This is a genomic window from Providencia sp. 6390, from assembly GCF_058148425.1.
Genome location: NZ_JBYVYL010000004.1, coordinates 296,170 through 322,513, shown reverse-complemented (window position 1 = coordinate 322,513; position 26,344 = coordinate 296,170). Strand labels below are relative to the sequence as shown.

General features: G+C 40.6%; 20 protein-coding genes and 3 tRNA genes. 12 read left to right on the top strand and 11 right to left on the bottom strand.

From position 1 onward, the window contains the following. The first annotated feature begins 8 nt into the window (after positions 1-8). The 4 genes from punC (at position 9) to AC3Z9T_RS11140 (ending at position 4,031) form a co-directional block, all read left to right on the top strand. Entirely contained in the window at positions 9-1,232 is a 1,224-nt protein-coding gene (punC, locus tag AC3Z9T_RS11155) for a purine nucleoside transporter PunC (RefSeq protein ID WP_490126195.1), read from the top strand. A gap of 347 nt (positions 1,233-1,579) precedes the next feature. Further along, entirely contained in the window at positions 1,580-2,728 is a 1,149-nt protein-coding gene (cfa, locus tag AC3Z9T_RS11150) for a cyclopropane fatty acyl phospholipid synthase (RefSeq protein WP_490126194.1), read from the top strand. A 233-nt stretch (positions 2,729-2,961) separates the two neighbouring features. Then, entirely contained in the window at positions 2,962-3,717 is a 756-nt protein-coding gene (locus tag AC3Z9T_RS11145) for a helix-turn-helix transcriptional regulator (RefSeq protein WP_490126193.1), read from the top strand. 26 nt (positions 3,718-3,743) lie between these two features. Continuing rightward, entirely contained in the window at positions 3,744-4,031 is a 288-nt protein-coding gene (locus AC3Z9T_RS11140; RefSeq protein WP_490126192.1) for a putative quinol monooxygenase, read from the top strand. 139 nt (positions 4,032-4,170) lie between these two features. On the opposite strand, the gene AC3Z9T_RS11135 is transcribed toward AC3Z9T_RS11140, so the two are convergent. Next, positions 4,171-4,827, bottom strand: a complete 657-nt coding sequence (locus AC3Z9T_RS11135) for a riboflavin synthase subunit alpha (RefSeq protein ID WP_490126191.1) — start codon at positions 4,825-4,827, stop codon at positions 4,171-4,173. Between the two features lie 282 nt (positions 4,828-5,109). Here AC3Z9T_RS11135 and AC3Z9T_RS11130 point away from each other — a divergent pair, with 282 nt between their 5' ends. The 6 genes from AC3Z9T_RS11130 (at position 5,110) to AC3Z9T_RS11105 (ending at position 9,532) form a co-directional block, all read left to right on the top strand. Further along, positions 5,110-6,483 carry an MATE family efflux transporter gene (locus AC3Z9T_RS11130; protein WP_490126190.1) on the top strand — a complete coding sequence of 458 codons (1,374 nt, stop codon included), beginning with the start codon at positions 5,110-5,112 and terminating at the stop codon, positions 6,481-6,483. 159 nt (positions 6,484-6,642) lie between these two features. Then, positions 6,643-6,719: transfer RNA gene (locus AC3Z9T_RS11125), tRNA-Val, on the top strand. Between the two features lie 26 nt (positions 6,720-6,745). Beyond that, positions 6,746-6,822 (top strand) — tRNA-Val (locus AC3Z9T_RS11120). A 26-nt stretch (positions 6,823-6,848) separates the two neighbouring features. Next, positions 6,849-6,925: transfer RNA gene (locus AC3Z9T_RS11115), tRNA-Val, on the top strand. Between the two features lie 410 nt (positions 6,926-7,335). Then, positions 7,336-8,748, top strand: a complete 1,413-nt coding sequence (gene pykF, locus AC3Z9T_RS11110) for a pyruvate kinase PykF (protein ID WP_490126189.1) — start codon at positions 7,336-7,338, stop codon at positions 8,746-8,748. A gap of 544 nt (positions 8,749-9,292) precedes the next feature. Then, positions 9,293-9,532 (top strand): major outer membrane lipoprotein, encoded by a 240-nt coding sequence (locus AC3Z9T_RS11105; RefSeq protein WP_070929757.1) that lies wholly within the window; start codon positions 9,293-9,295, stop codon positions 9,530-9,532. Between the two features lie 82 nt (positions 9,533-9,614). Here AC3Z9T_RS11105 and AC3Z9T_RS11100 read toward each other — a convergent pair whose 3' ends face one another. The 9 genes from AC3Z9T_RS11100 to ydiJ form a co-directional block, all read right to left on the bottom strand. Continuing rightward, positions 9,615-10,694 (bottom strand): L,D-transpeptidase family protein, encoded by a 1,080-nt coding sequence (locus tag AC3Z9T_RS11100; protein ID WP_490126188.1) that lies wholly within the window; start codon positions 10,692-10,694, stop codon positions 9,615-9,617. A 228-nt stretch (positions 10,695-10,922) separates the two neighbouring features. Next, entirely contained in the window at positions 10,923-11,339 is a 417-nt protein-coding gene (sufE, locus tag AC3Z9T_RS11095; protein WP_490126187.1) for a cysteine desulfuration protein SufE, read from the bottom strand. A 140-nt stretch (positions 11,340-11,479) separates the two neighbouring features. Then, the gene (sufS, locus tag AC3Z9T_RS11090) at positions 11,480-12,718 is read right to left on the bottom strand and encodes a cysteine desulfurase SufS (RefSeq protein WP_490126186.1); all 1,239 of its coding nucleotides are present in this window, start codon (positions 12,716-12,718) and stop codon (positions 11,480-11,482) included. 7 nt (positions 12,719-12,725) lie between these two features. Next, positions 12,726-14,030, bottom strand: coding sequence for a Fe-S cluster assembly protein SufD (gene sufD / locus AC3Z9T_RS11085; RefSeq protein ID WP_490126185.1), 1,305 nt, complete (start codon positions 14,028-14,030; stop codon positions 12,726-12,728). After that, entirely contained in the window at positions 14,005-14,751 is a 747-nt protein-coding gene (gene sufC / locus AC3Z9T_RS11080) for a Fe-S cluster assembly ATPase SufC (protein WP_490126184.1), read from the bottom strand. Before sufC ends, sufD begins: the two co-directional genes overlap by 26 nt. Positions 14,752-14,796: 45 nt before the next feature. Further along, positions 14,797-16,296, bottom strand: coding sequence for a Fe-S cluster assembly protein SufB (sufB, locus tag AC3Z9T_RS11075; protein ID WP_490126183.1), 1,500 nt, complete (start codon positions 16,294-16,296; stop codon positions 14,797-14,799). A 16-nt stretch (positions 16,297-16,312) separates the two neighbouring features. Next, positions 16,313-16,693, bottom strand: a complete 381-nt coding sequence (sufA, locus tag AC3Z9T_RS11070; protein WP_490126182.1) for a Fe-S cluster assembly scaffold SufA — start codon at positions 16,691-16,693, stop codon at positions 16,313-16,315. A 533-nt stretch (positions 16,694-17,226) separates the two neighbouring features. After that, a complete protein-coding gene (gene menI / locus AC3Z9T_RS11065) occupies positions 17,227-17,643 on the bottom strand; it encodes a 1,4-dihydroxy-2-naphthoyl-CoA hydrolase (RefSeq protein WP_490126181.1) in 417 nt (138 codons plus the stop codon). Further along, positions 17,640-20,696 (bottom strand): D-2-hydroxyglutarate dehydrogenase YdiJ, encoded by a 3,057-nt coding sequence (gene ydiJ, locus AC3Z9T_RS11060; protein WP_490126180.1) that lies wholly within the window; start codon positions 20,694-20,696, stop codon positions 17,640-17,642. Before ydiJ ends, menI begins: the two co-directional genes overlap by 4 nt. A gap of 271 nt (positions 20,697-20,967) precedes the next feature. Between ydiJ and ydiK the strand changes: the two genes are divergently transcribed. Then, complete coding sequence (ydiK, locus tag AC3Z9T_RS11055; RefSeq protein WP_490126179.1) at positions 20,968-22,083, top strand: AI-2E family transporter YdiK; 1,116 nt, start codon at positions 20,968-20,970, stop codon at positions 22,081-22,083. 737 nt (positions 22,084-22,820) lie between these two features. Here the strand turns inward: ydiK and ppsA are convergent. Beyond that, on the bottom strand, positions 22,821-25,196 hold the full coding sequence (ppsA, locus tag AC3Z9T_RS11050; protein WP_490126178.1) for a phosphoenolpyruvate synthase: 2,376 nt from the start codon (positions 25,194-25,196) through the stop codon (positions 22,821-22,823). Positions 25,197-25,468: 272 nt separating this feature from the next. Here ppsA and ppsR point away from each other — a divergent pair, with 272 nt between their 5' ends. Beyond that, positions 25,469-26,329 carry a posphoenolpyruvate synthetase regulatory kinase/phosphorylase PpsR gene (gene ppsR / locus AC3Z9T_RS11045; protein ID WP_490126177.1) on the top strand — a complete coding sequence of 287 codons (861 nt, stop codon included), beginning with the start codon at positions 25,469-25,471 and terminating at the stop codon, positions 26,327-26,329. Positions 26,330-26,344: the final 15 nt, after the last annotated feature.

Below are 26,344 nucleotides of genomic sequence, written 5' to 3'. Positions count from 1 at the left end.
AAGCTGCCATGACAAATACTGTGACGAAAAACTCCCCAAGCTTTATGCTCTACCTTGCTGGATTGAGTATGTTAGGGTTTTTAGCCATCGATATGTATCTACCTGCATTTGGCTCAATGCAAACCACGTTAAACACCACCGAAGGCGCAATTAGCGCTTCCTTAAGCATCTTCTTAGCGGGTTTTGCCTTCGCACAGCTACTATGGGGACCACTCTCTGACAAACTTGGCCGCAAGCCAATCTTAATTGCTGGTTTATCGCTGTTTATATTCAGTTGCCTCGGCATTCTTTGGGTAACAGACGCAACGCAGTTACTGATCTTGCGTTTCTTACAAGCGGTAGGGGTTTGTAGTGCAGCTGTTCTTTGGCAAGCACTAGTCATTGACCGTTATGACGCAGCAAGCACTCAAAAAGTATTTGCTTCAATTATGCCTTTAGTTGCCCTATCACCTGCTTTAGCACCATTATTAGGTGCATGGGTACTAGAGCACTACGATTGGGAAATTATTTTTGTCGTTTTAATGGCTGTAGGTATTTTATTATTAATCCCAACACTGTTGTTGAAAAAAGTGACACCAAAAACCATCACTACTGACGAAACAGAAAATAAACCAATTTCCTTTTTCACTTTACTAGGCTCACGTATTTTTAGTGGTAATGTTTTAATTTATGCCTCTTGTAGTGCAGGTTTCTTTGCTTGGCTGACAGGGTCACCTTTTATTTTGCGCAATATGGGTTTTAACCCAGCAGATATTGGTTTGAGTTATATCCCGCAAACATTAGCATTTATTGTCGGTGGATATGGCTGTCGCTTTGTCTTAATCAAAATACGTGCTGATGTGTTATTTCCATTATTGTTGGTGGGCTATGCAATCAGTATGGCTATTTTATTTTTAATGGCTATTTATACTACGCCTACACTCACCATGATATTAATTCCATTTTGTTTTATGGCGGCCATGAATGGTGCATCTTATCCAATAGCGGTATCTAAAGCATTGAATGCTTACCCACAAGCCAGTGGTAAAGCAGCCGCTTTACAGAATTCATTGCAACTTGGATTATGTTTTTTAGCTAGTTTATTAGTCTCAGCACTACCTTTTGACCCACTATTAGCCACCACAGGTGTCATGGCTGTAACAATCATTCCGATGGTTATCGGTTATTTTATGCAGTATACAAAAGATCATTCTAAATCCACCGAAAAAACCTCTGAATACCAGCCTCAATAACTGTTTTTTTATCAGCCACTGCATTTTAGTGGCTGATTTTAGTGAAAAATCCTAACTTGATACTCTTTATCAGATCTTCTAGACATTATTAGAAACTCTAATTATGCGTATTTACTCTAAATTCTACTTTTTTGCCTAAAGTGACATTTTTCGCCATTGTTAAATAAAAATATCACTTCTATACTCGGAGAGTAGTTAGTCCGAAGTGATTTTTGAGTTAATACTGTAATCAGGGCTTTCCGGTATTAGTCAAGCCCTGTCTTTGCGAAGCTATTTCTTCGCAGCTCCTACACTTTCAGCAAGTTGGAATTCTATCTCAAAAACCTTCATCTCAAGTTGGAGAGCATATGAGCACTTGTGTAGATGAAACCAAAAGTAAAGTTTCAAATTGGCAAAGAATTGCAGAATCGTTATTAAGCCAAGCAGGCATCGAAGTAAACGGTTCACGCCCATTTGATATTCAAGTACATAATACCGATTTCTTTAAAAGAGTTTTGCAAAAAGGCTCTCTTGGTCTCGGTGAGAGTTATATGGATGGCTGGTGGGATTGCGAGCGTCTTGATCTATTTTTCTATAAAGTATTACACGCCAAGCTTGACACTAAATTACCCAATAACCTTACCGATATAATGAAAGTCGCGATGGCGCGCCTAAGAAATTTGCAAACTCAAAAGCGTTCTTGGATTGTAGGGGAAGAACACTATGACTTAGGTAATGATCTTTTTACCCTAATGTTAGACCCTTATATGCAATATTCTTGCGGCTATTGGAATGAAGCAACCACACTTGAGCAAGCGCAAATTAATAAATTAGATTTAATCTGCCGGAAGCTACAAATAGAACCGGGCATGCGTCTACTTGATATTGGTTGTGGCTGGGGTGGACTTAGCGCTTATGCTGCACGCTATTATGGCGCTTCAGTGACTGGTGTTACTATTTCTAAAGAGCAACAAAAATTAGCTCAAGAACGTTGTAGTGGGCTGGACGTTAATATTATTTTACAAGACTACCGTGAATTAAATGATAAGTTTGATCGTATCGTTTCTGTCGGTATGTTTGAGCATGTAGGCCCTAAAAACTATTCGACTTATTTTGATGTAGCACGTAAAAACATTAAAGATGATGGTTTGTTTTTATTACACACTATTGGCTCAAATAAAAATAAAGTGAATGTCGACTCATGGATTGGCAAATATATTTTCCCAAATGGGGTACTCCCTTCTATTGAGAATATTGGCCAATCCAGTGAAGGCAAATTTGTTATGGAAGATTGGCATAATTTTGGCTCTGATTATGATAAAACATTAATGGCATGGTATCAGCGGTTTTTAGATAGTTGGCCTGAACTTAGTGGTAATTATACCCCTCGCTTCAAGCGCATGTTTACTTACTATTTAAATTCATGTGCTGGCGCATTTAGAGCTAGGGATATTCAATTATGGCAAATTCTTTGGAGCCCTAAAGGTGCTAAAGGTGGAATACGCGTTCCACGGTAATTCGTATTTAATTTAAGGTGCTATACACTGAATAATTCGAGATGCAGGTAGGTAGTGCATAGATAAACTATGTGATTCGCATAACTGAGCACAGTCAACAAACCTGCAACTTGAAATATAACGCGTATATATTTTTATATGGCGCCTTAAATCTCCATAAATATTATTTTAATTAGTTTTTCCCTTAAAAATCGTTATCATGGGTTAATCACATAACTCATTATGAGTGAACTATGCTCAAACAGTACTATCCGCCTGCTGAATTGAATGGTTTTATCAGTTCAGTTTTAATCCTGAAGAAATTTACGGTACCGATAAAAGTATTTCCGGGTACTGGCGCGGAGATTTGGATTTCATCCAAAGAGTTAAGTTTGTCGACAGAAAACCATACCAAAACCAGTAAATACCAACTGGTTATCCCTCGAATTGATACTTTTACCGCTCAACCGAACAATGCTAAGTTAATGGTACTACGTGTTCGTCATGATGCAGTGCGTTTTTTGCTCCCAGAACGAACCTTATCATACACTGATAAGCCAACTGCCCTAGCTGATATTTGGCAAGACCCTTGGTATCAAGATTTGGCTAGCTCATCTTTTAAAGGATTATTAGAGTGCTTTCTTCATACTAAGTCATTGAAGCAGCCTCAATTAATTGATGAAATTCTCAATATTCTTTATCGCAACCCCACTAAAAAGATCACTGATGTCGCCGATGAAATGGGATATAGCGCACGTTTTATACAAAAAGAATTTCTGAAAGAATATGGCATCACACCTAAAAGATATCAGATTAATTGCCGTTTAGAACAATTACTTAAAGCCATGTTGAAAGAACAGGATACCTACCGTTGGCTAGAAACGGGTTATTATGACCAATCTCACTTCTACCGTGATTTTAAACGATATTTTACGATGACCCCATCCGCATTCTTAAAGTCCGATTATTCGTTTTTTTACAATACAATCGCTAAGCAAACTTTAAGATAGTTCTCAATACACATAAGGAGAACGGAATGAGTATTGTTGTATATGCACAGATCACAACGGAAAATAAAAACGGATTTTTAACTAAAGACATCATCAAAGATTTAGCAAAATTAAGTCGACGTGAGCAAGGATGCATCAAATATGACCTTATTACTAAAGAAGATGGTTATATCGTTTTTGAAGAATGGGAGAGTACTGCTGCCCTTGAAATGCATAAGAAATCAGAACATTTTAAACGTTTAGTCGAAGCGATTGAACGTGATAATGCCAGCATTTCAATTAACTTCAGCGAAAATTACCAGCAAAGTGTTTAACTAAACAAATTAGTGATAGGTATAGGATCAATATCTATCAGTAAATATATAGCACACAGGGCTTGCCCTACCCCCCCAACTTTTAAATGCTATAACACCGCGATAATACGGGTGCTATAGCATTTTTTAGTGAGTAACGTTAAACGTCACTCTCTTGTGACACGGCTTGCTGCGCTTTTTTCTCTTGCTCTTTTTGCAATAACATACGCTCTACAGTATCAACTATCGCTTGAGTTTGCGGGTCAATCTCAATATTGACTTTATCACCTAAACGTTTTGCCCCTAATGTAGTCCTTGCTAACGTTTCAGGGATCAAGTGCACACAAAAACGATTATTAATTACATCACCGACCGTTAAACTGATACCATCAATTGCAACAAACCCTTTATGCAAAATATATTTCATCAATGATTTGTCATAAATAGACAACCAAATTTGATGATTATCTTCTGAAGTGAAGATCTTACTGATCTCAGCAGTGGTAACAATGTGCCCTGAAACGACATGACCGCCAATTTCATCACCATACTTAGCCGCTCTTTCGATATTAACCACATCACCAACTTGTAGTTCACCAAGGTTGGTCAGCCTAAGTGTTTCCTTAATTAAATCAAAACTGACCTGTTCACCTTCGATTTTAGTGACTGTTAAACAGCAACCATTATGTGCAACAGAAGCACCGGTCTCTAAACCAACTAACAGTTCTGGCGTAAATTTCATTACATGGGTACGAAAGTTGGCTCTTTCTGTAACTTCAATAATTGGGGCCGTGCCCTGAACAATACCTGTAAACATAATGATTCTCAGTAGTTTGAATTGATAGACTCAGTTTACCTGACATTTTTGAGAGATCTATCTGATTTGAGTGGTTTGTTGATAGCGATAATTAGTCGATTTTTCGCGCTTTACATGTCCATAAATGCCTTTGTTTGAAATTCATCCTTCAGAGTCATTGGCTAATACTATTAAAAGAGTTAGAATATAATGTTAACAATAAGTATTTGATTTATCGTAATTCATTGGCATTTCTTTCTTTATATTCTTTTTATTAGCATTTATTACTCTAAAGGTGTATGCGTGCAGAAATATTTTACAGAAGCGCGTAGCTTGCTTGCTCTCGGCATTCCGATCATTCTTGCCCAATTTTCACAAACTGCGATGGGTTTTGTGGATACAGTTATGGCAGGTAGTGTCAGTGAAATTGAGATGTCAGCGGTTGCAGTCGGGTTTTCTATCTGGTTACCAGCTATTCTTTTTGGCCAAGGCCTTTTAATGGCACTGACGCCTATTGTCGCACAAATGAATGGCTCAGGCCGCCGTAATTTAATTGGTAATCAAGTGCAGCAGGGGCTGTGGTTAGCATTCTTCTTATCGCTTGGCGTAATATTTTTACTTTATAATAGCAAGCTTATTATCGGCAATATGCCACACATTAATGCTGAATTGGCAGATAAATCCGTGCGTTTCTTGCATGCCATTATGTGGGGTGCCCCAGGTTATTTATTTTATCAAGTTTATCGTAGTCAGTGTGAAGGGTTATCAAAAACTAAACCGGGCATGGTTATCGGCTTCCTCGGTTTAATGGTGAATATCCCTATCAACTATATCTTTATCTATGGGCATTTTGGCGCTCCTGCATTAGGTGGCGTGGGTTGTGGTGTCGCAACTGCATCCGTTTACTGGGTGATGTGCATACTGATGCGCTGGTATGTTAGAAAAGCACCTTCACAGCGTGATATTATGACAAAACAGCGTTTCGCTGCCCCTAATCCACTCATTCTGAAGCGTATTTTTGTTTTAGGTGCACCTATCGGGTTGGCATTATTTTTTGAAGTCACCTTATTTGCCATCGTTGCATTATTGGTTGCACCACTAGGAGTAGTTGCTGTCGCAGGGCATCAAGTCGCATTGAACTTTAGTTCGGTGATGTTTATGTTCCCACTATCATTAGGTATCGCGGCAACCATTCGCGTAGGTTATAACCTGGGGCAACAATCAACTGAAGCGGCAAAAGTATCATCCTATACTAGCTTGGCAGTTGGTTTGCTACTCGCTTCGTTAACAGCCATTATCACTGCAACTTTGCGTGAACCTATTGCGCTGATGTACAACAAAAATCCTGAAGTTGTAGTATTAGCATCAAGTTTGATGCTATTTGCAGCAATTTATCAACTTTCAGACTCAGTGCAGGTCATTGGTGCAGGTATTCTACGAGGTTATAAAGATACGCGTTCTATTTTCTTTATTACTTTTACCGCTTACTGGCTTTTAGGATTACCCATTGGCTATGTCCTAGCTTTAACTGATCTAGTTGTCCAACCAATGGGCCCTCAAGGCTTTTGGATTGGCTTTATTGTTGGTCTTAGTGCTTCTGCTATCGGTATGGCTGGGCGTATTTGGTGGATCCATAGGCAATCTGACAGTCTCGTTTTATTACGTTCAACACGTTAATCGAACGAATAATCAGCAGGTTAATGGGTCAGGGAGATGTATTTTTCGCTTAGTCGCTGTAAATACGAGCAAACTATCACGAAAATACATTTTCCCCTTGCCAGAACGGCGACAGGACGTTAATATTCGTTCCCGTTGTCACCCTGACAGTTTTGAAGCGCGTCCGTAGCTCAGTTGGTTAGAGCACCACCTTGACATGGTGGGGGTCGGTAGTTCGAGTCTACTCGGACGCACCATTTCATAACGTCAACGAAATCATAATGCGTCCGTAGCTCAGTTGGTTAGAGCACCACCTTGACATGGTGGGGGTCGGTAGTTCGAGTCTACTCGGACGCACCATTTCACAACGTCAACAAAATCACAATGCGTCCGTAGCTCAGTTGGTTAGAGCACCACCTTGACATGGTGGGGGTCGGTAGTTCGAGTCTACTCGGACGCACCATTCTAGAATTTTCTCTTATTTCAATGCGTTTTACCCCCTAATACTGGTTTTTCAATACTTCTTTATTGTTGCGCAACTCACTCATCATAAATCGTCATTTATTTTGATCTGCATTGCCTATTACTCAATTTTTCAAAATTTGATTTGTCTCACAGTTTTTTGTTGTCTATAATAAGCGCACAAGCTGAAAGGTTTCACTAGAAACAAATCAGTAAGTTAGCATTAGTGCATTAGGTCATAACAACAATGATTACAATAAAATATGCGATCTGATTCACAACATAATTGTATTAAATACCAGACTGTCGCCTATTCTTACTACAATACGTTGCGCAACACTACAGTGTTAATGTGCCTCATTGGATCCGGCGACAATACCGATTTCTTTTATAACCTTTAGATAGACTGCCATGAAAAAAACTAAAATTGTTTGTACCATCGGCCCAAAAACCGAATCAGAAGAAAAATTAAGTCAACTTCTTGATGCAGGCATGAATGTCATGCGTCTTAACTTCTCTCACGGTGACTATGAAGAGCATGGTCAACGCATTAAGAACCTACGCGCAGTCTGTGCGAGAACAGGCAAACAAGCGGCTATCTTACTTGATACTAAAGGCCCAGAAATCCGCACCATGAAACTTGAAGGCGGTAATGACGTTTCTCTCGTTGCAGGCCAAACTTTCACTTTTACCACTGATACTTCAGTGATTGGTAATAAAGATAAAGTTGCAGTCACCTATGCAGGTTTAACTTCAGATCTCAACGCAGGCGATACCGTTTTAGTCGATGATGGCCTTATTGGCATGAAAGTCAAAGACGTCACTGCCACAGAAGTGATTTGTGAAGTCTTAAATAACGGTGACTTAGGTGAGAAAAAAGGTGTTAACTTACCGGGTGTTTCGATTGGTTTACCTGCCCTAGCAGACAAAGACAAAGAAGACTTAGTCTTTGGTTGTGAGCAAGGTGTTGATTTTGTCGCTGCCTCTTTTATTCGTAAACGCTCTGATGTTGAAGAAATTCGCGCACACCTGAAAAAACACGGTGGCGAAAACATTCAAATTATTTCTAAAATCGAAAACCAAGAAGGCTTAAATAACTTTGATGAAATATTAGAAGCTTCAGATGGCATCATGGTTGCTCGTGGTGACTTAGGGGTTGAAATCCCAGTTGAAGAAGTTATTTTTGCCCAAAAAATGATGATTGAAAAATGTGTTGCTGCACGTAAAGTGGTTATTACTGCAACACAAATGTTAGATTCTATGATCAAAAACCCACGCCCTACCCGCGCAGAAGCAGGCGATGTTGCTAATGCTATCATCGATGGAACAGATGCTGTTATGCTATCTGGCGAAAGTGCTAAAGGTAAATATCCAATCGAAGCTGTTACCATTATGGCAACAATCTGTGAGCGTACCGACCGTGTGATGCCATCACGTATTGATAGTCAAAAACCTGGTCAACGCCTACGCGTGACTGAAGCGGTTTGCCGTGGCGCAGTTGAAATGTCTGAAAAATTAGATGTTCCTCTGATTGTGGTTGCGACTTTCGGTGGTAAATCAGCAAAATCAGTACGCAAATACTTCCCAACAGCACCAATTTTAGCTTTAACCACTAATGAAGAAACAGCACGCCAGCTGTTATTAGTCAAAGGTGTTGTACCAATGATGGTGGGTGGTTTTACTTCTACTGATGATTTTTACCGTGAAGGTAAACGCGCAGCACTGAACAGTGGTTTAGCAAAAGAAGGTGATGCGATTGTCATGGTTTCTGGTGCATTAGTGCCAAGCGGTACGACAAACACCTCTTCAGTACACGTATTATAATAACCACATCTTCTGTTTAACCGAAGTATCGCGAGTAGATATCTAATGAAAGCGGGAACCTATCTGAAGGTTCTCGCTTTTTTTGATCAGAAATTCAATACATTGCTCTTACCGATTTTTATCCAATCAATAAATCGCCATCACTTTTACTTAAGTTAAACTCACTATATGAAGTGAAACAAAAGCACTATTTTAGACTTAACATAAAATGCTTTCATTAGAGAATTTTTCAATTGATGACTTTATTGCAATCTAATATTCATTTGCTATATTAGACTTATATCTCAGAATGCAACTGATTTGATTAAATAATAGCCTTGAGAGTTAAAAATTAAATTTTTTCTTATTTTTCCTACTGTCTGGCGTAAAGTATTTCTAGCAAAAACGGAAATTAAGTACTAGCATAAGACTAAGTGAGTGCCATTCCATAAATGCATAAAATTGTTCATATGGGATAAGTAGATGTAGAATGACTGTCTGATATCTATTTGTTGGTAGCTTACTTTTATATTTTCAAGATAAATCTATCTAGAGGGTAAAAATAATGATTCGTACTAAAATTGTACTGGGCTCTATCGTATTAGCTTCAGCATTACTGGCGGGTTGTTCTTCTAACAGCACTGAAGTACAAAAACTGTCTTCAGACGTGCAAACTCTGAATGGCAAAGTTGATCAACTGAGCAACGATGTTCAGACTATCCGTGCTGAAGTACAAACTGCGCAACAAGAAGCAGCTCGTGCTAACCAACGTCTTGACAACCAAGTTCGTTCTTACAAAAAGTAAGTTTGAGCTGATAATGAGTTAAAGCTATTTTCTTTAACTCATCTGTTTATGAAGGGCCTAATCTTAGGCCCTTATTTTTTGCTTATTGATTTTTGGGTTCGTTATAGACAGGCTGTGGCTGAGAAATGGTGAAAGAGTCGATTGGTTTAAGCTCTGGATATTTACCTTGCTCATTAGAACGCTCATCCTGTTGATGCTCACTAGTAGCATATTCAGGCTCATACTGAGATTGTGCTTCAGTACCTTGCCCTTTATTGACCTTAACAGGTAGCCCTGAACGTCTTGCTAGCTCTTTTTCCACCAAATCCTTATCGACTTCTTCGTTTTCTAAAAAACGTTTAAAATCATCACTCAGAGCGATTGGCATTGTCTGTGGATCATCACTTGGCTTTTTAGATAATGGTTGATGCACTTCAATATAGTAGCTACCATCAGGCTCTTTAGAATATTTAACTGGTTGGTTCACAACCTGAACACGCGTTCCTTTAGGAACCGTTTTAAATAAAGCTTCGATATCATCAGGGCGCAAACGAATACAACCAGAGCTAACACGCATCCCAATACCAAAATCCGCGTTAGTACCGTGGATCAGATATTCACCACGACCATAAGATAAACGCAACGCATATAAGCCCATTGGGTTTTCTGGCCCCGCAGGAACCACAGCGGGTAATGTAATACCTTCTTTCGCATAGTTTTTACGGATGTTTGCCGTTGGTGTCCATGTTGGGTCTTTAATTAATTGGCTAATTGATGTCACCATTTCTGGTGTATCACGCCCTAATTGACCAATACCGATAGGATAAACAACGACTTCATCACTCCCCGCAGGGTAGTAATAAAGTCTTAATTCAGCAAGGTTAAGGACAATACCATTTCTCGGTGTTGAAGGTAGTAACATCTGTGAAGGGATAATCAGCTCTTTACCCGCTTCAGGCAAATAAGGGTCAGTACCAGGGTTTGCTTCTAACATTGCAAGCAATCCAATTTGATGCTCACTGGCAATCATTTCTAACGAACGACCATCATTAGGGACAACATACGTTGAGTTTTCCCCGATAAGACGTGTATTGCTATCTGGTAATGGATAATCCATTGCTTGTACAGGTGACAGCAACGCACTCGCTACAAACAAACTTGCTGCAGTTAACACTTTTTTCATACCGACTCCAAGGAAAAACAACATTTGCATCTAAGTAAGGATGTACATAATAGCAACTATACTACATATCTTTAATACTTATTGAATATATTATGAGTAACAATCATTGCCTTGCTTATAAAACAGAAAGATATAGTTAGTAAATAAATTAACAATTTTAGGCAAAAATGTTGATAGGAATACGGTGAAAATGAGTGGAGAAATAATGACTCCACTCACCATGATTTTTTATTGTAATTGTGCTGCACGCGCAAGAATAGTACGGATCATCGCGTTTAAACCTTGGGTTCGTGAAGGTGTTAAATGCTGCTCTAATGCAAGTTGAGAGAAAAAGGCTTTCACGTCCACAGATAAAATTTGCTCTGCCGTTTTACCTTGAAAAAGAATAATGACAATCGCAACGAGCCCTTTTACGATCGCTGCATCACTATCACCAGCAAAAATAATCTGCCCATCTGCCTGTTTTTGCATATCAATCCAAACTTGGCTTTGGCAACCGGCAATCAAATTACTGTCGCTACGTTGCTGTTCTGTCAAAGCGGTTAAACGGCCACCTAACTCTATCATATACAGATAGCGCTCTTCCCAGTCCTGACAACGTGAAAAATTGCGGAGTAATTTATGTTCATCGGGCAAAGCTGGCATTTTTCTTTCCTTACTTACTTAATCAAAATCTCAGATTTATGTTGAATGTCGGTGACAATACTCATTGAGCCCATAAACAAAAAGCCAATATATTATTGGCTTTTCAGTCAATGATGACAAATACAATCAAGCTATAATACTTAGCCTAACAATTTTTTAATGCGTTGTAATGCATTGAATAACGAATCTATCTCTTCTTTTGTTGTATAGATCCCCACGGAAGCACGGCACATGGCAGGAACTTGATGACGTTCCATCAATGGTAACGCACAGTGGTGGCCTGTACGTATCGCAATACCATATTGATCTAAGAAAGACCCGACATCATAGGCATGGTGAATCCCCAAATTGAAAGCAAGCACCCCTTCACGTTGGTCATTACCATATAAGATCAATGAAGGAATTTCTTTCAGTTTTTGCGATGCATAGGACATGACCGATTTTTCATAAGCAAACGCAGCCGGTTTGCCCAAGGCATTGAGATAATCAAAAGCAGCCCCTAAACCAATAATACCACAAACGTTAGGTGTTCCCGCCTCAAAGCGCCATGGCGCATCCGCATAGGTGATCCCTTTCTTTAGGCTCACATTGCGGATCATCGCCCCACCACCTTCCCATGGTGGCATGTTATCCAATAGCGATTTTTTACCATACAAAACACCGATACCCGTTGGCCCATACAACTTATGACCAGAGAAAGTGTAAAAATCACAATCTAAATCCTGCACATCAACCACACTGTGCATCGCCCCTTGCGCACCATCGACTAAAACATGCAGTTGTGCGCCACAAGCAGCTGCTAGTGAACGTGCCTGAGAAATGATTTGTTTAACTGGGTTGACTGTACCTAGCACATTAGAAATATGAGTGAAGCTCAACAAACGGGTTTTGGCATCAATCAATTTTTCAAGCTGAGCAAGTTCTAACTCGCCATTGTCAGAAACAGGAAGCACTCGAATTTCACAACCGATAGTTTCAGCCAACAGATACCATGGAACAATATTCGCATGATGCTCCATTTCAGTGATGATAATGTTGTCATTTTGACTAATGAACTTGCGACCAAAAGTATTCGCAACCAAATTAATGGCTTCTGTGGTTCCTTTGACAAAAACAATTTCTTCAGCTGATGAAGCATTGATAAAATCAGCCGCTTTTTGGCGAACTTCTTCCATCATAGCTGTCGCTTGGGCACTTAAGGTATGAATACCACGATGTACCGCCGCATAATGGTGCAACGTAAACTCGCTCTCTTTTTCAACCACTTGAAGAGGCTTTTGTGCGCTAGCTGCACTATCAAGATAAACCAAAGGGTGATTATTAATATTTTGAGATAAGGCAGGAAAATCCTGCCTAACTGCTGCTACGTTGTATGTCATGAGCGTATTAAACCTCTGCTAAGCGTCGGCGTATATTCGCCATCACAGCTTGTTTGAGTTCATCAGAACCGATAGATTCGGTTAACTCAGCAGCAAACGCGATAATAATCATGTGTTTTGCGGCTTTGCCGTCGATCCCTCTTGAACGCAGGTAAAATAATTGTTCATCATCGATACGCCCGACTGTAGCACCATGCCCACATTTCACATCATCAGCATAGATTTCTAATTGAGGCTTAGTATCAACTTCAGCTTGCTCACCAAGTAACAGCGTGTGATTGCCCATCTGCCCATCAGTTTTCAAAGCATTAGGCGCGACTTTGATCATGCCATTAAAGACCGCTTTGCTGCTGTCCATCGCGATGACTTTATGCAATTGCCGACTCTCACAATGGCTTGCGTTATGTTCTAGATAGGTGCGCGTATCAACTATTTCATTATCTTTCGGCAGTAACAAACTATTTAGGGACAAATTGGCACTTTCCCCGGTCAGTTGTGCACTAGTATGATGACGAGTTAACGCACCACCCAGTAAAAAACTGCTACTAAGAACTTGGCTATCACGGCCAATAACAATGTCATTGTGTGCAAAATGCTGTGAGCGGTTGTTCTCATTGTTCAGCTTAAAATGTTGATATTGCGCATTGTCACCCACTTCAACCGTTAAACGGCTTCCCGTCAGATGAGCACTATCATTTGTGCTAACAAAGTGCTCAATCACTTGCGACTGGCTATTTGCACCTAGCGTAACGTGATAACGATACTGGCTAGTATTCACCTCTGCGCCTTCACTACCACTCGAAATATTCAGTAAATAAAGTGGCTTTTGTGCAATCTGATTAGCACCGAGATGGATCACAAGTGGTTGCTGTGCAAGGCTTTCGGTTAAATGTAAAAAGATCTCACCACTCACCGCATCTGGCAATATATCTTGATTATCTAGCAAAGCGACTTGGAACGGCCCCATATCAATTGAACTCAGCGCTGAACTATAGCGCCCGTCAATCATAACAATACGATAGGCATCAATCGGCAGTGCTAATGACTCGCACATTTGTTCATCAATAGATTGCTCAGCAAAATGGTACTGTGTTTTTAATACCGTTTGCAAAGGAGTATAGTGCCAATCTTCATGGCGAAAAGGGGGTAAACCAACTTGTTTAACCTTCTCCCAATGCGCTGTAGCATGATGCGATTTCGCACCCGCACGTTGTTCAAAAAGTGCTTCAAAACGCGCCATTGCTTGCTCATTTAAAGCAGCTACCTGACCACGTTTACCTGCTCTTTCACTGTTGGTCAATAAGCCAGCCATAACCTTGCTCCTCCAGTTTTTTCGCCAAGCTGAAATCACCTGATTTGATGATTTTCCCCTGATATAGCACATGCACAAAATCAGGTTTGACGTAATCTAGAATGCGCTGGTAGTGTGTCACGATAATAAATGAACGTTCTGGAGAGCGCAGTGAGTTGACGCCATTTGCAACAATCTTCAGTGCATCAATATCTAAACCTGAGTCGGTTTCATCTAAAATACACAGTTGTGGCTCTAACGCAGCCATTTGCAAAATATCATTACGTTTCTTTTCACCACCTGAGAAACCAACGTTGACTGAGCGCGTTAGCAGATCTTCAGGCATTTCCAGTAATTCAATTTTATCTTCAATAAAATCTTGGAAATCAAAACGGTCTAATGCTTCTTGTTGACGGTATTCACGTACTGCATTCACCGCTGTTTGTAGGAAAAACTGGTTGCTGACACCAGGGATTTCCACAGGATATTGGAACGCAAGGAAAATACCTTCACCTGCACGTTCTTCAGGATCAAGCTCCAGCAGATCTTTACCTTTAAAAGTCACTTCACCGCTGTCGATTTCATATTCTTCACGGCCCGCTAAGGTTGCCGACAAAGTACTTTTACCTGAACCGTTTGGCCCCATAATGGCGTGAACCTCACCCGGTTTCACTTCCAATGATAAGCCTTTTAATATTTCATTACCTTCAACACTTACATGCAAATTTTTAACACTTAACATATCAACATGCCTTTAGCGCTTCCGCGCATAAACTCTTATTGTGAATCAACCCACGCTATGCTCTAGGCTGATTGCCAGCAATTTCTGTGCTTCCACTGCAAACTCTAATGGGAGTTCTGAGAAAACATCTTTACAGAAACCATTTACGATCATGGAAATCGCATCATCCTCACTAATTCCACGTTGTAAGCAATAAAACAATTGGTCTTCACCAATACGTGAGGTGGTCGCCTCATGCTCTAGTTGAGCAGTATTGTTTTTGACTTCAACATAAGGGAATGTGTGAGCTCCGCATTGAGTGCCAATCAGCATCGAATCGCATTGCGTGAAGTTACGTGCGTTATGTGCACTTGGTAAGATCTTCACTAGGCCACGATAGCTATTTTGGCTCTTACCAGCAGAAATGCCTTTAGAAATAATCGTTGAACGGGTGTTTTTCCCGATATGGATCATTTTAGTTCCCGTATCGGCTTGCTGGTTACCATTAGTCAACGCAACAGAGAAAAATTCGCCCACTGAGTTATCACCTTTTAAGATGACACTTGGGTATTTCCACGTAATGGCTGAACCCGTTTCTGATTGCGTCCACGACATTTTGGAGTTTTCACCCTCACATAATGCACGTTTGGTTACGAAATTCAGGATCCCGCCAGTATCACTGTCCCCACCAGAGAACCAGTTTTGTACCGTGGAATATTTAACTTCAGCATCTTTATGGATAATCACTTCAACAACCGCAGCATGCAACTGATAGCTATCACGAACAGGCGCAGAGCAGCCTTCTATATAGCTGACATAACTGCCTTCATCAGCAATCAAAATTGTTCGCTCAAATTGCCCTGTTTTCGCTGCATTAATACGGAAGTAAGTTGATAACTCCATTGGGCAACGGACCCCTTTTGGGATATACACAAAGGTGCCATCTGAAGCTACCGCAGCGTTTAAAGCCGCAAAGAAGTTATCGTGGCTGGAAACCACGGTGCCAAGATACTGTTGTACTAACTCAGGGTACTCTTGAATAGCTTCGCTAAATGAGCAAAAGATAATGCCGTGTTCAGCAAGATCTTCACGGTAAGTCGTTGATACTGACACTGAGTCAAAGATAGCATCAACTGCAACTTTTGCCCCTTCACGAACAGGAACGCCCAGTTGATTGAAAGCATCTTCCACTTCAGCGGTAAGATAATTATTGGTTTCAGTGACACCTGTTGCTTGTGTCGCACCTGATTGCGAACCGCAAGTATCATCACATGAACCACAAGAGGGTGCTGAGTAGTAGCTATAGTCTTGATAATCTAAATTTGGATAATGGGCTTTTAACCAGTGTGGTTCTTCCATTCCTTTCCAATGATGATAAGCATCAAGACGGAATTTTAGCATCCACTCAGGTTCATTACGCTTCGCAGAAATCGCTCGGACCACATCTTCGTTGATCCCTTTAGCCATTTCATCTGTGGCGACATTCGTAAAGAAGCCTTCTTTATATCGCTGGTCATCTAGCCAGCTTTGAACTTCATCGCCAATTTCTACATTGCTCTGAGACATAATCTGACTTCACATGTTAAACGCCGAAGCTTTCGCCACACCCACAGGCATGTTGGGCTTTCGGGTTATTAAATTTAAAGATGCGATTTAGCCCTTCTTGGACATAATCAACAACGGTGCCATCAATAAAAGGCATTGCTTGTTTCGGCACATAAAGTCGTGCGCCATCGTGTTCAAAGAGTAAATGATCATCAGTTGGGTCTTTGATCATTTCAAAAACATAACCAAAGCCTGCGCAACCCGATTGCTTAACACCTAGCGAAAGCCCTTTGGTATCAGGATTCTGTTCCATCAATTTTTTAATTTGCTTCGCTGCGCTATCAGTCAGGTTAACACCCTGCCAATTTGTTTCATCAATAGAAAAAGTTTCTACATTGTCATTCACTTTTGCAGTCATTTTGACCCCACAATTTTCATGGCTTTTCAGCCAGTTATCAGGAGATTAACTCCGTTTGTCCTATGGTAACGATAACCCTTGTCACTTCAACCATTTGTTTTGAGAGGTTATACCTATTTTAGCTCATTTTTCACTCATTTGTAGTGTATTAAATCGGCAAAAACAGCAAAAACGAGTGCTAACTAATTAAATATAAAAGGTTAAATTATTTTACATTTTTTTTAATTTTGTGTACTGATAAATACATTTAAATCGCACAAATTAATAAAGCTATATTTATTATACAACTTAATTAATAAGCCTAATATTGAAATCATGCTGAAAAAGTTGAAAGAGCCTCAAGTTTACTTAACTTGAGGCTCAGACTGCAGACAAACGTATTTTGTTTGCAGGTCATTAAGGTTTTTGAAATAAACGAGGAAAATCAATTTATTGATTTTCGATTGATAACACGGAGTGGGAAAAACCACACTTTTATCCCGCTTCGTCAACAACATCAGCCTCAAGTTTACTTAACTTGAGGCTGAAGATAATTAATCAGAAAGGACCGCTGTAGTTAAACGAGACGTGCAACATAGTTGCCCTTTCTCATTAAAAATATCAATATTCCACACTTGCTGACGACGGCCTAGGTGAATAGGTTTACACACTCCTTTTACCAGCCCCTCTCTTGCCGAACGAATATGATTCGCATTAATTTCTAACCCTACCACGCGCTGATCACCTTCGCTACATAAGTAACCTGCAATCGAACCTAACGATTCCGCCAGCACTACAGAAGCACCACCATGCAATAAGCCAAATGGCTGCTTAGTACGATTATCAACTGGCATGGTGCCTTCAATGTAATCGTCACCAAAACCGGTGATTTCAATACCTAAATGACCTAACATGCAATCTTTTGCCATTGCTGACATATGCTCAAGCGTAAATTTACGTTTCCAAATCATCCGACTATCTCCAGCAGAGCCTGTATTGGGTGTTTTATTTGTATATTTTCCATGCGTTTAACTTGGCTACGACATGAGTACCCTGTACTTAAACAACGCGCTTTCGGTAAATTATCCATCGCAGGTTTCCACGACAAATTATAAATACCTTTTGAATTTTTGAGGTTAGCCACCTCATGACCATAAGTTCCCGCCATACCACAGCAACCTACGCTGATATTTTTCAGTTCTTGTCCATAACGTTTAAACAAGCTTGCCCACTGCGCACCACTATTCGGTAATGCCGTTGTTTCCGTGCAATGACCAAAGAAATACCATGGCTCGGCCACCGAAGCCGCCACTTGTTGAGGCTCAGGTAATGCGATCAACCATTCATGAGCCAGTTGTACAGTAAAAAGGCAATGCTGTTGGCCTAATATTTCATGGTACTCATCACGATAACAGAGCACCAAAGCCGGATCGACACCGACCATTGGTAACTCAAGTTTAGCCACTCGATTGAGAAAATCTGCAGTTTTTTGTGCGGTCTTAGCAAAACGAGCAAGGAAACCTTTAATATGCTGCGCCTTACCATTCGGTGAAAATGGCAATAAAACAGGTTTAAAACCCAACTTTTCAATCAATTTTACAAAATCAGCCACCACTTTAGCATCGTAATAACTGGTAAATGGATCTTGTACCACCAGCACATGTTTCTCACGTTGCACTGGCGACATACCTTCTAACTGCTCAAGTGTTACCGTAATTGCCGCATGCCCTGATAGCGCTTGTTTTAGCGTAGGCTGAGAGAATAGTGGTAAATCCACCATCCCAATAGTTTGCTCACTTAGCTTTTGCACCCACGATTGCCGTAAGAAAAAGTTAAATACACTAGGTGCTTTTGATAACAATGGCGCACTTGCTTCAACCCCAGCAACAATATGATCACGAACAGGTCTTAAATAACGACCGTGATAAAGTGCCAAAAATTTTGATCTAAATGAAGGAACATCAATTTTAATTGGGCACTGTGTTGAACATGCCTTACAGGCTAGACAACCTGACATAGCCGCTTTGACTTCATGAGAAAAATCATAGTCACCTTTTTGCGCTCGCCAAGTATTACGTGTTTTCTCAATTAAGCCGCGCAGTGATGGCCGATTTTCTTTAATACCTTTTTCCAAGCCTTCAGGGGTGACCCCTTGCTCAGATAATAAACGTAGCCACTCACGCACTAAGGTCGCTCGGCCTTTTGGTGAATGAATGCGTTGACCACTGATTTTCATAGATGGACACATCGGGCTTTTCACATCAAAATTAAAGCACAGCCCATTACCATTACAATCCATCGCACCACGAAACTCTTGACGCACCTGTACAGGTATTTGTCTGTCATAAGTTCCACGCTTAACTGCATCGACCTGTTTCATTGACGCGTCGACACCCGCTGGTGGGCAAATTTTTCCTGGATTCAGGCGATTGTCAGGATCAAAAGCCGCTTTGATATTACGCAGCTCAGCATAAAGTACCTCACCAAAAAACTCAGGACTATATTGCGCTCTAAAGCCCTTCCCGTGTTCTCCCCATAAAAGACCACCATATTTGGCGGTTAATGCCACAATTTCATCTGAAATTTGTTTCATCAGGATCTCTTGTTGAGGATCGCACATATCCAATGCAGGGCGTACATGTAAAACCCCCGCATCTACATGACCAAACATGCCATAATTCAGTTTATGGTTATCCAGTAAAGCACGAAACTCAACAATATAGTCCGCTAGATGCTCTGGTGGCACACAGGTATCTTCAACAAATGGAATCGGCTTAGCTGCACCTTTACTATTACCTAACAGACCAACGGCTTTTTTACGCATATTGTAGATACGGTTAATATCTTCCAAATCACCACAAACCTGATAACCAATTACCCCTGCTTGCTGATTAGCCATCAATTCATCTAGGCGTTGGCATAGGCTTTCCGTCAAACCGTTGATCTCATTTTCATCATCACCACTGAACTCAACAATATTGAGACCTAACATCTCTTTATTGGGAACGTCAGTGATCAGTGATTTAACTGAATGCCAAACGATATCTTCACGCGCAAGGTTGAGCACCTTTGAATCCACCGTTTCAACTGACAGTGCTTTTGCTTGAACCATAAAAGGTGCATTGCGCAAAGCCGATTCAAATGAATCGTATTTTACATTCACTAAACGACGAACTTTAGGCAGAGGCGTGATATCAAGGGTGGCTTCAGTAATAAATGCCAGAGAGCCTTCAGAGCCCGTTAAAATACGCGTAAGATCGAATTCACTGAGATCATCATTAAACACATGACGTAAATCATAACCAGTTAGAAAACGGTTCAGTTTTGGAAATTTTTCTTCAATTAAAGGACGTTGTTCTAAGCAGCGCTCTAATACTGTTTTGTAAATACGTCCTGTTACCGAATCTTCTGACGCAATCGTTTGGGCGAGTGCGATAGGCATAGCACGTGTGTCAATGCACTCACCACCAAGTAATACAGCTTTAACGCCCAGAACATGGTCAGACGTTTTCCCATACACTAAGGAACCTTGCCCAGAAGCATCGGTATTGATCATACCGCCAAGTGTCGCACGATTACTGGTGGACAGTTCAGGCGAAAAAAAATAACCGTAAGGTTTGAGGAATTGGTTAAGCTGATCTTTAATAACCCCTGCTTCAACCTTCACCCACCCCTGTTCAGGGTTAATTTCTAAGATACGGTTCATGTAACGTGACATATCAACCACCACACCTTCTGTCAGTGATTGACCATTTGTTCCAGTTCCCCCGCCTCTAGGGGTAAACGTCAGTTCACGAAACTTTTCTCGCCCTGCAACGCGGGTAATTATTTGTACATCGGCACTAGAACGAGGGAAAACAACAGCCTGTGGTAATAGCTGATAAATGCTATTGTCTGTTGCCATTGATAAACGCTCTGCATAGCTAGTACCATTATCGCCAGTAAAGCCTTGCTCTTGCAGCTGTTGCAGGAACTCAATGACACATTTACTTAAATGGGGTGCTTCAGTTATACGCGGGATCATTATTAACGATGACTCTTGTTGTTAGTGTTCGCATTACTCGTTATGTACTATCTTTATTTTAAGTAGCACAATAGTGCCGGATAGGTTAATGGGGTTTTCCCTACACAACCTGTTGCCTTTAAGTTAAAGAGAATACAACCGCTGATGACATTGTCAGTCAAGCACCATATCACAATATTGTTTTTTTTTGATCGCGAAAAAAAATTACGTTATTTTCACCTGAAAAAACGGCTCACTTGCAGTGTTTTTATTTGTTAAGGATTAGTCATTAATGGAAAAATCGCAAAAACGGCTCGACTTGCCTAAGTTGATCTTCGGATTCGCCTCCATCATTTTAATGATTGCGGCGTGTTTCTGGGTATTGAATCCCTTTATTCTTGGATTTGTTTGGGCGGGTATGATGGTCATCGCAACATGGCCTCTCCTTCTACGAATAGAAGCCAGGCTCTGGAACAAGCGTTGGCTTGCTGCTTTGATTATGGTTTCGTTAATATTGCTGCTATTTGTTATCCCTCTAGGGATCTTGATTGGCAGCATTATTCAAAACAGCGCACCGCTGGTTGATTTGGCAAAATCCCCCAATAGCTTACGTTTCCCTGATTTGGAATGGCTAAATACGCTACCTTTTGTGGGCGAAAAAATTTATTACGCTTGGCATAGCTTAGTTGCTAGTGGCGGTAACGCATTATTAGCCAAAGTTCAGCCGTACTTTGGTCAAGCTGCGGGGTGGTTTATTGCACAAGCCATTAACGCGGGGCGCTTTATGTTCCACCTCATGTTGATGCTATTATTTAGCGGCTTACTGTATCTAAAAGGTGAATCTGTCATGTTAGGTATTCGCCACTTTGCCGTACGTTTAGCTGGTATTCGTGGTGATGCGGCCGTCGTACTGGCAGCACAATCTATCCGAGCAGTTGCCCTCGGTGTGGTTGTCACTGCTTTAATTCAAGCAATTGTCGGCGGAATTGGTCTAGCCTTATCCGGTATTAGCTATGCTGCTATTTTAACTGTCCTGCTGTTTATTTGTTGCGTTGCTCAACTAGGCCCACTGTTGATCATGGTGCCTTCAGTAATTTGGCTGTTCTGGACTGGCGATACCACATGGGCAATTATTTTAGCCATTTGGGCAGCTGTCGTAGCCACAATGGATGGCGTGTTACGCCCATGGTTAATTAAAATGGGTGCTGACTTGCCGATGGTGCTAATACTTATTGGGGTTATTGGCGGTATTCTTTCATTCGGTATGATTGGTTTGTTTATCGGTCCAGTGGTACTTGCTGTTTCATATAGCCTATTAAAAGCATGGATGAATGAAGTTGCAGTTCCCAATGAAAACCTTGATGAAACAGAAAAGTTTCTTCACGACGAATTCATGAGTAAGAAATAATTTAGCTTTAATTACACCAACAGTGTACAACAATTTAAGTGCACTGTTGGATTAATTATTATCTTCATTAATATTTAGAAACAATATTTAACAGACTAATGTTAGTTTTCAAGCATATTTGTGATATTATCTTTTTCGTTGAAACGAATTCTCTTTATGATACAGCGACTAAGAATTATATTAAGAGTCTTCTTAGTGAAGATACATTTTAATTAAATTATCATTAAAATAATCAATTACGTTTCGATTAATCCAAATCTCAATGTCATGCTTATTTAATTTAAAGCGCGACTATCTCAATAGAATTGCTGTGTGTAGTCTTTGCCTGTCAGCCCATGATAGGCTTTTTTTTTATCTCTACCTGCCAACATGAATTTTATTCACTTGAACAAAGCTATTAGCCTATAAGGCTACTAATATACCCACTTTAATTACTCACATTTGGAGTAAGTAGAGCTATTTTATAATCCCCTATATATTTATTTATATAGCAACATTAAATTTAGCCTAAAATGATTAACACTAATGGATCGGTTTATTAACCTTTCCATTTAACGCATTCTGAGTAAATACTTATTCATTATTACGCACACATAATTACTTATATTACTTGTGTGATTATAATTGATAGCTTTTATGAATCTCAGTAATTGATATATTCTATTTGATTAATGAAAAAAGCCGATAATATTATTACCGGCTTTTGAGACTCCCGTCTTAAATAATAGATTAACTGTTTATGAATCAGCTAATGTTAGCCAAGTTTTCACAACCGTATCTGGGTTAAGTGAGAGACTATCAATCCCTTCTTCAACCAACCATTGTGCAAAATCTTGGTGATCTGACGGGCCTTGACCACAAATACCGACATATTTGTTTTGGCGTTTAGCCGCTTTAATTGCCATCGACAACATTGCTTTTACTGCATCATTGCGCTCATCAAACAACTCAGAAACAACTCCGGAGTCCCTATCTAAGCCTAATGTCAGCTGAGTCATATCATTCGAACCAATTGAGAAGCCATCAAAATGTTCAAGGAACTGGTCAGCTAGCAACGCATTCGATGGAATTTCACACATCATGATCACTTTCAGGCCATTTTCACCACGTCTCAAGTCATGTTTCGCTAATTCAGCCACCACCGCTTCTGCCTGCGCAACAGTACGAACGAATGGGATCATCACCTCAACGTTAGTTAAGCCCATTTCATTGCGTACACGTTTTACAGCTTCACATTCAAGTGCAAAACAAGCACGGAAGCTATCTGAAACATAACGACCTGCACCGCGGAAACCTAACATCGGGTTTTCTTCTTCTGGCTCATAAATATCACCACCAACGAGGTTGGCATATTCATTAGATTTAAAATCAGATAGGCGAACGATAACCCGTTTCGGCCAGAACGCTGCGGCAAGTGTTGAAATCCCTTCCGTTAATTTGCCAATATAGAATTCAATTGGGTCATCATAACCCGCCATCATAGTACGAATTTCACTTTGTAACTCAGGCGTTTGTGCATCAAACTCCAATAGCGCCCTTGGATGAACACCAATCATACGGTTGATGATAAATTCTAATCTTGCTAACCCAACCCCTTCGTTAGGTAAACAAGCAAAATCAAATGCACGGTCAGGATTACCGACGTTCATCATGATTTTGACATCAAGTTCAGGCATTTTGTCGACCGCAGAGCTATGAATTTCAAACTCAAGTTGGCCATCATAAACAAAGCCAGTATCGCCTTCGGCGCAAGATACAGTGACTTGGCTACCTTCAGTTAAACGCTCAGTCGCATCACCGCAACCCACAACAGCAGGGATCCCTAACTCACGTGCAATGATTGCAGCATGGCAAGTACGACCACCACGATTAGTCACAATCGCTGCGGCTTTCTTCATAATAGGTTCCCAATCAGGGTCGGTCATATCTGTAACCAATACATCACCTGGTTGAATGCGATCCATTTCACTCAAGTTATGGATCACTTTCACTTGGCCTGCGCCTATGCGATGTCCAATTGCACGCCCTTCAACTAACACACTCCCTTGTTGTTTCAGTTGATAACGTTCCATCACTTGCTGGTTTGAACGCACTGTTTCAGGACGAGCCTGAACAATATACAAACGTCCATTATGACCATCTTTGGCCCACTCAATATCCATTGGACGGCCATAGTGTTTTTCAATTTGTAATGCTTGACGAGCCAACTCTTCGACCTCGTGATCGGCTAAAGAGAAACGATTGCGTAACGCTTCTGGCACATCCTCAATTTGAACCTGTTTACCGTGCTCTTGGCTATTTGCATAAACCATCTGCAATTTTTTTGACCCAAGCGTACGGCGAACAATCGCAGGGCGTTGATTGATCAGTGTTGGTTTGTGAACATAAAACTCATCAGGGTTAACTGCCCCTTGTACAACCATTTCACCTAGGCCATAAGCTGAGGTAATAAAGACAACTTGGTCAAAACCTGATTCAGTATCGATGGTAAACATCACACCTGAAGAGGCTAAATCAGAACGCACCATTCTTTGCACACCAGCGGACAATGCAACGCCACGGTGATCATAACCTTGGTGAACACGGTAAGAAATTGCGCGGTCATTAAACAACGATGCAAATACGTGTTTAATGGCAACCAATACGGCATCAATACCTTGAACGTTTAAAAAGGTCTCTTGCTGCCCAGCAAATGATGCATCAGGCATATCCTCAGCGGTTGCAGAAGAACGAACAGCAAATGAAGCATCTTTCTCACCTTCAGATAAGGTTTGGTACGCATCACGAATATCGTTTTCTAACTGAGGCGTTAATGGTGTATCAATTACCCATTGACGGATCTTTTCACCCGCAGCTGCGAGTTGATTGACATCATCAATATCCGTTTCATCTAGCAGCGTATAAATGCGCTGATTCACACCACTCTGCTCAAGAAAATCATTAAACGCCTGTGCGGTTGTCGCAAATCCGTTAGGTACGGATACACCAAGATCGGACAGGTTGGTAATCATTTCACCGAGTGAGGCGTTTTTGCCGCCAACACGGTCAACATCATTCATCCCTAATTGGTTATACCAAAGTACATTACACGGAGTGAGGCCATTTGTGGACATTGAAAGCGATCCTTTATCTTTATCTAGCAATTTAGTGACAAGGTACAAACTCGTAAAAAATCTCATTGGCGATAATTCGCCTCACGAAATAGACTAGCACAGACAATATAGGAATATGGACAGGTGAATCGTTCCAACTAACAAGAAAAAATTTTTGTTCTAAAAATTGTTCAAATATTGGCTATACTTTCCCCTATAAACTATTTTTTAAACTTTAATCAAATATAATATCCCTTTAAAACCAACAAAAAATACAACAAAAGACCCAATATATGAGTGATATCACTGTAACTAATCGTAATAAAAACCTCGCAGAACGAACTGTTTTCTTTATTTCTGATGGAACGGCAATCACCGCCGAAACACTGGGACATGCCGTTTTGTCACAATTCCCTTTATCGTTCAATTCTTACACATTACCTTTTGTCACCACGGAAGCTCGTGCACAGGAAATAAAACACAAAATTGATACTATTTATCAAGAAACTCAAAATCGCCCTTTAGTGTTTTATTCTATTATCTCACCATCAGTAAAAAAAATTATCACTGAAAGTTCCGGTTTTTGTCAGGACATCGTGCAAACACTCGTTGCTCCTATCCAAAAAGAAGTGGGATTAGAACCTGAACCTAAACTCAATCGAACACATGGTTTATCTGTTCAAAATATGAACCAATATGATGCACGTATTGCAGCGATTGAATACACATTAGCCCATGATGACGGGATCTCACTACGTAATCTCGATCAAGCACAGGTCATTTTGATTGGCGTTTCACGTTGCGGTAAAACTCCTACTAGCCTCTACCTTGCCATGCAATTCGGTATCCAAGCAGCAAACTATCCTTTTACTGCTGATGATATGGATAACTTACAGTTGCCTGCTGAACTGCGCCCTTATACCCATAAATTATTTGGCCTAACAATTAGCCCTGAGCGGCTTGCCGCTATCCGCGAAGAGCGCCGTGAAAACAGTCGTTATGCCTCATTGCGCCAATGCCGCATTGAAATTGCTGAAGTAGAAGCTCTCTTCAGACAGAACAAAATTAATTATCTGAATACGACCAATTATTCCGTGGAAGAGATATCGGCAAAAGTCATCGACACGATGGGGTTACAGCGACGCATTTTTTAATGGGTACGATTTTTA

What these genes read in the sequence shown, in the direction of transcription:
- punC (WP_490126195.1), top strand. Translation starts at nt 9, where the DNA reads ATGACAAATACTGTGACGAAAAACTCCCCAAGCTTTATGCTCTACCTT.
- cfa (WP_490126194.1), top strand. Translation starts at nt 1,580, where the DNA reads ATGAGCACTTGTGTAGATGAAACCAAAAGTAAAGTTTCAAATTGGCAA.
- AC3Z9T_RS11145 (WP_490126193.1), top strand. Translation starts at nt 2,962, where the DNA reads ATGCTCAAACAGTACTATCCGCCTGCTGAATTGAATGGTTTTATCAGT.
- AC3Z9T_RS11140 (WP_490126192.1), top strand. Translation starts at nt 3,744, where the DNA reads ATGAGTATTGTTGTATATGCACAGATCACAACGGAAAATAAAAACGGA.
- AC3Z9T_RS11135 (WP_490126191.1), bottom strand. Translation starts at nt 4,827, where the DNA reads ATGTTTACAGGTATTGTTCAGGGCACGGCCCCAATTATTGAAGTTACA.
- pykF (WP_490126189.1), top strand. Translation starts at nt 7,336, where the DNA reads ATGAAAAAAACTAAAATTGTTTGTACCATCGGCCCAAAAACCGAATCA.
- AC3Z9T_RS11105 (WP_070929757.1), top strand. Translation starts at nt 9,293, where the DNA reads ATGATTCGTACTAAAATTGTACTGGGCTCTATCGTATTAGCTTCAGCA.
- AC3Z9T_RS11100 (WP_490126188.1), bottom strand. Translation starts at nt 10,694, where the DNA reads ATGAAAAAAGTGTTAACTGCAGCAAGTTTGTTTGTAGCGAGTGCGTTG.
- sufE (WP_490126187.1), bottom strand. Translation starts at nt 11,339, where the DNA reads ATGCCAGCTTTGCCCGATGAACATAAATTACTCCGCAATTTTTCACGT.
- sufS (WP_490126186.1), bottom strand. Translation starts at nt 12,718, where the DNA reads ATGACATACAACGTAGCAGCAGTTAGGCAGGATTTTCCTGCCTTATCT.
- sufD (WP_490126185.1), bottom strand. Translation starts at nt 14,030, where the DNA reads ATGGCTGGCTTATTGACCAACAGTGAAAGAGCAGGTAAACGTGGTCAG.
- sufC (WP_490126184.1), bottom strand. Translation starts at nt 14,751, where the DNA reads ATGTTAAGTGTTAAAAATTTGCATGTAAGTGTTGAAGGTAATGAAATA.
- sufB (WP_490126183.1), bottom strand. Translation starts at nt 16,296, where the DNA reads ATGTCTCAGAGCAATGTAGAAATTGGCGATGAAGTTCAAAGCTGGCTA.
- sufA (WP_490126182.1), bottom strand. Translation starts at nt 16,693, where the DNA reads ATGACTGCAAAAGTGAATGACAATGTAGAAACTTTTTCTATTGATGAA.
- menI (WP_490126181.1), bottom strand. Translation starts at nt 17,643, where the DNA reads ATGATTTGGAAACGTAAATTTACGCTTGAGCATATGTCAGCAATGGCA.
- ydiJ (WP_490126180.1), bottom strand. Translation starts at nt 20,696, where the DNA reads ATGATCCCGCGTATAACTGAAGCACCCCATTTAAGTAAATGTGTCATT.
- ydiK (WP_490126179.1), top strand. Translation starts at nt 20,968, where the DNA reads ATGGAAAAATCGCAAAAACGGCTCGACTTGCCTAAGTTGATCTTCGGA.
- ppsA (WP_490126178.1), bottom strand. Translation starts at nt 25,196, where the DNA reads ATGTCCACAAATGGCCTCACTCCGTGTAATGTACTTTGGTATAACCAA.
- ppsR (WP_490126177.1), top strand. Translation starts at nt 25,469, where the DNA reads ATGAGTGATATCACTGTAACTAATCGTAATAAAAACCTCGCAGAACGA.